Annotated in this window: 2 protein-coding genes and 4 pseudogenes; 3 read left to right on the forward strand and 3 right to left on the reverse strand. The window is 67.3% G+C overall.

Annotation, left to right across the window (positions count from 1 at the left end; translation table 11 throughout):
* The first annotated feature begins 178 nt into the window (after positions 1–178).
* The gene (locus AB0947_RS42580) at positions 179–808 is read left to right on the forward strand and encodes an IS3 family transposase (RefSeq protein WP_366755728.1); all 630 of its coding nucleotides are present in this window, start codon (positions 179–181) and stop codon (positions 806–808) included.
* On the opposite strand, the gene AB0947_RS42585 is transcribed toward AB0947_RS42580, so the two are convergent.
* Positions 809–1,402 carry an MMPL family transporter gene (locus AB0947_RS42585; protein ID WP_366755729.1) on the reverse strand — a complete coding sequence of 198 codons (594 nt, stop codon included), beginning with the start codon at positions 1,400–1,402 and terminating at the stop codon, positions 809–811. It abuts the gene before it with no gap.
* 12 nt (positions 1,403–1,414) lie between these two features.
* A pseudogene (locus tag AB0947_RS42590) lies at positions 1,415–1,753 on the reverse strand (MMPL family transporter); the annotation flags it as partial.
* Positions 1,754–1,809: 56 nt separating this feature from the next.
* On the opposite strand from AB0947_RS42590, the pseudogene AB0947_RS42595 reads away from it, so the two are divergent.
* Positions 1,810–2,995 (forward strand): annotated as a pseudogene (locus AB0947_RS42595) (IS701 family transposase).
* A gap of 540 nt (positions 2,996–3,535) precedes the next feature.
* Here the strand turns inward: AB0947_RS42595 and AB0947_RS42600 are convergent.
* Positions 3,536–3,772 (reverse strand): annotated as a pseudogene (locus AB0947_RS42600) (IS701 family transposase); the annotation flags it as partial.
* Positions 3,773–3,787: 15 nt separating this feature from the next.
* Between AB0947_RS42600 and AB0947_RS42605 the strand changes: the two are divergent.
* Positions 3,788–4,234 (forward strand): annotated as a pseudogene (locus tag AB0947_RS42605) (transposase); the annotation flags it as partial.
* Between the last annotated feature and the right edge of the window lie 402 nt (positions 4,235–4,636).

Genomic DNA, 4,636 nt, shown 5'->3' on the forward strand with positions numbered 1-4,636 from the left:
TCAGCCCGCCCCCTTGTGGATACCGCATGCACCGGTGATACCGCACAGGCGTCGACCCGTCAGCACCTACGACACCAGGAGTTCAACCTCAGTAGCAGGGCGGAAAGTGGGAGCGTCTGTGAATTGCTTCCAAGTCTCTCTCGTGGAGGGTGTGCTGCCGAAGTGATCCTGGAAAGAGTTGTTGCGCACATGTCGAGCATCTTCTATCCGTCTGCGCAGACGGGTCCGCACCACTGTCCCGGACCCGGCAGCCTCACCGGTTCCGGACCTGTTCCAGCGGGACTTCACCGCCACAGAACCGGGGCGGAAATACATGGGCGATATCACCTACCTCCCCCTGGCGAACGGAAAGTTCCTCTATCTGGCGACGGTGCTGGACTGCTTCAGCCGCCGGGTCGTGGGCTGGTCCATCGCCGATCACATGCGCACCGGCCTGGTCGCCGACGCCCTGCGGATGGCCGCCCGCACTCGCGGTGGTCGGGACGGCGCTGTGTTCCACTCCGACCACGGGGCCCAATACGGCTCCAGGGCCTTCGCCGATCTCTGCGGCCAGCTCGGGGTGACCCGGTCGATGGGCGCGGTCGGCAGCAGCGCGGACAACGCGGCCTGCGAGAGCTTCCACGCGTCCCTGAAACGCGAGACCCTCCAGGGCGCCCGCAACTACGGTGACCCGGCCACCTGCAGAAGGACGGTCTTCGCCTGGCTGGCCCGCTATAACACCCGCCGCCGGCACTCCGCCAATGGCCACCTCAGCCCCAACGAATACGAACGCAGCCACCACGCGGCTAAGCTCACGCTTGCCGCGTGATCAACGAAGCGTGTCCACCATCCCGGGGGAAGGCCCCATGGCGACCGCCTTGAGCGGAAGCAGCAGACTCCGGAACATCACGAGCATCAGCAGGAACGCACCCGCGAGGACAATGATTGCCACCTGCCCGACGGCAGCGTCCGTCGCGGCGCGGTAGTCAACCAGGGCGGCCGCGGGGCCGCCGGTGAACACCGGTTGACGGGCAGGCAGGCTGTCGGCCGCGAGGGACCGGATCGTGCGCACGAGGACTGCGGAGGCAGGATTGTCCACCGGGAGGTCGTCGCCGACGGCCACCACGGTCAGGTCACGGCCGTTGTCGAGCGCGGAGGAGTGCGTGACGTGTGGCTCGGCCGTCAGCGCCGTGATCAGCGCGCTGGTGTCCACCGGGTCCGTACCTGCGGGGTGCGGCAGCGCCACGAAGGTGACGTTCGCGAAGCCGTCCCGTTCCATCTGCTCAAGACCCGTTCCCGCGCCGCTGTCCGATAGGGCAGCGCGGTCCACATGCAGTCCCACGCGCAGGTTAGCCGCCGGAGCCGCCGCCAGGCAGAGCACCGCCAGCGCGCCGAACAGACACACCCAGGGATGACGCATCATCCACCGGGCCCGCGCAGCACCACGGGCCCGTTGACGGCGACCGGCGGGCTCCGCCCGCCTGACCCTCCCTCGGTCCAGCAGCCAGTCGAAGCGGGTCAGGAGGCAGGGCAGGAAAGTGACGGCCGCTGCGACCGTGATCACGGCGGTCAGGCCAGCGGCCAGCCCCAAAAGGCGGATTGTCTCCAGCGGAACGGTCAGCAACGCCGTGCTCGTCACGACAACGGCCGCCGCACACCACAGCACCGCCCGACCAGCCGTCGCCATGGCCTCGCCGACAGCCGACTGCGGCTCAAAGCCCCGGTGCCTAGCCTGCCGATAACGCAGCAACATCAGGAGGCTGTAGTCCAGCCCTAGTACTGCAACGGTGCTTGCCGTGACTGATGGCCAGGTCGGTCGTTGGTGTGGTTATGGGTGGGGACCTTGCTGATGCCAGGTTGTGGGCGAGTGAACTGGACGCAGTGCATGAGCGGTTCGTGCACCGTTTCAGCAGGTCGGAGCCGCGTGAGTCGGCACTGGCCTATATGCGAGGGCTGATCGCTCCACTACAGCGGAAGAACGGCTGGACACTGGCGGAGGAAGCCGGCCACGCAGGCCCGGACCGCATCCACCGGATGCTGAACCGGATCGAGTGGGACGCCGACGAGGTGCTCGACGACGTGCGCCAGTACGTCGTCGACCACCTTGGCGACCCGAACGCCGTCCTGGTCGTGGACGACACGGGCTTCTTGAAGAAGGGGACGCGGTCGGCCGGGGTGCAGCGGCAGTACTCCGGCACTGCCGGGCGGACGGAGAACTGCCAGGTCGGCGTCTTCCTCGCCTATGCAACCGACCGCGGGCGGACACTGATCGACCGACGGCTGTATCTGCCCACCTCCTGGACCGATGACCGCGACAGGTGCCGCCGGGCCGGCATCACTGATGAGGTCGTCTTCGAGACCAAGGTGGCCATGGCCAAGGCGATGGTCCGCCGCGCCATCGCCGACAAGATCCCGTTCCGGTGGGTGACCGCGGATGCCGCCTACGGCTTCTCCAAGGGGCTGGCGGTCCGAGCTGGAACGAGCGGACGTCTTCCACGTCATGGCCACCACCCGGCACGACACCGTGGTCACCCGCTGGGCGATCGACCATCCCGTCCACGACCTGTTCAACGGCCTCGCCCGGCAGAAATGGAAGCGCCGTTCCTGCGGCAATGGGGCCCACGGCCTGCGGATCTATGACTGGGCCCGCGTCGAGGTGCGGCCCTGGCACCGCTCCGACCGCCGCCACTGGGTGATCGCCCGCCGCAGCGTCGCCCGCCCGCAGGAGATCTCCTACTACATCGCCTACTGCCCCGCGGAGACCACACTCGACCAGCTGATCCGCATCGCGGGCAGCCGATGGGCCATCGAGGAATGCTTCCAGAGCGCGAAACAGGAATGCGGTCTGGACGACTACCAGGTCCGCCGCTACCCCGGATGGCACCGCCACATGACCCTCGCCATGGCCGCCCACGCCTGCCTGACCGTCCTGCGAGCCCGCCAGTTGGATGCGGACAAAGCAGAAACGGATCCTCCCAGCTCATCCACCTCAGCCTCGCCGAGATACGACGGCTGATCACCCGTCTCACCGACCGCCGACCCAGGCCTGTCGAGCACATCCTGCACTGGTCGACCTGGCGCCGCCGACGACAACACCAGGCTCGCACCAGCCACTACAAACGACGCGGACACAGCCCCTGACCTGGCCACCAGTCACGGCAAGCACCGTTGCAGTACTAAGGGGAAAAGGGCTGGCGCTACCTAGATCCAGGGTACCGGCTGTGGCTGTTGGGCGATGTCGGGTTCACCGACCGAAACGGTGTGGACTGGGTGAGGAAAGCAGGCGGACGTCTGGAGCGTGGGCATGAGAACCTTTCGAGCCTCGCCACTCAGGGGGATCCTGGTCGCGTCTTCGGCGCTTTGACCTACCGCACGGTCGAGGAGTGCGGCGAGGGTACGTAGGGCTGGGCGCAGATCAGTACGGTCGCAGGATCGGGAAGTGAGGACCCGTCCCGATCGCTAATAGGACTCCGTTAGGTTCGTCTCGATCTTGATGCCGTGTGCGGTCTGCTGGGCAGGGGCTGTTGGCAGGTGGTGCAGATGCCTGTCCAGCACCTCAGGATGTCCTGGAGGGCGTCGAGGGTCTGGTAGAGGGTGAGGCCGGTGTGGGTGCTTTTGGGGACAGCCGCTGTTCGGTGAGGAATGCGTGGGCGGTGGTCACGAGGGTGACGTGGTGGTGCCAGCCGGGCCAGGACCGGCCCTCGAAGTGGTCCAGGCCCAGGCCGTGCTTGAGTTCGCGGTCGTCGTGCTCGATGCGCCGGCGGACCTTGGCCAGACGGACCAGGTCGGCGATCGGGGTGTCGGCCGCACCCTGGTGCCCACCCGTGACCACACGATCGCCGAGCGATCGAAGAACTACCGGTACTCCACCAATCATCAAGTCGTCATCGATGCCGACACCCGCCTGGTCGTCGTGGTCGGCCGGCCGGCCGCTCGCCGGGAACCGCAACGACTGCAAAGCCTGGGAAGAATCCGGCGCCAAGGCCGCCGCTGGCAACACCCTCACCATCGCCGACGGCGGCTACCCGGGCACCGGCCTCGTCATCCCCCGCCGCCGGCAGCGCGGCCAGACCGAACTGCCGGACTGGAAAGAGGAAACAACAAGTCCCACAAGCAGGTCCGAGCCCGCGTCGAGCACGTCTTCGCCCGTATGAAGACCTGGAAGATCCTCCGCGACTGCCGTCTCAAAGGCGACGGTGTCCACCACGCCATACTCGGCATTGCCCGGATGCACAACCTCGCCCTCGCCGGGTAGGCAAGCGGGCCGCACGGCAGCCCATCATGCCCGAAGCGGCTTCGAGATCTTTGCGGGACAGCCCTTAGCCGGAGGTGGGCGCCGGCCGGGTGGCGTAGACAGGACATTGAAGGGGCTTCTGGCCAAGCTCCTATCAGGTCATGTTCCGCCCGGCCGGAGCCATCAGAACAGGTCCCGGCGGCCGGACAGAACAACGCGAGGACAGCCCAGCAGGGCGTCAGTCAGTGCCCGGGTCACGACCACCGGAACCCGAGTATCAGCATCAATGTCAGTGCTGGCTGAGAGGATCGCCGGCATGACGCCGCTGCGGACTGCGCGGTTGCGGTGCTGCCGGCGGTGGCCGGGGGGCTGGTCACCTTCATCGAGGTGACCAGGCCTGTGGCCGGCGTGTAGGCGGTGGTG

It is taken from the genome of Streptomyces sp. NPDC047841 (assembly GCF_040704085.1).
Classification (GTDB): domain Bacteria; phylum Actinomycetota; class Actinomycetes; order Streptomycetales; family Streptomycetaceae; genus Streptomyces; species Streptomyces argyrophylli.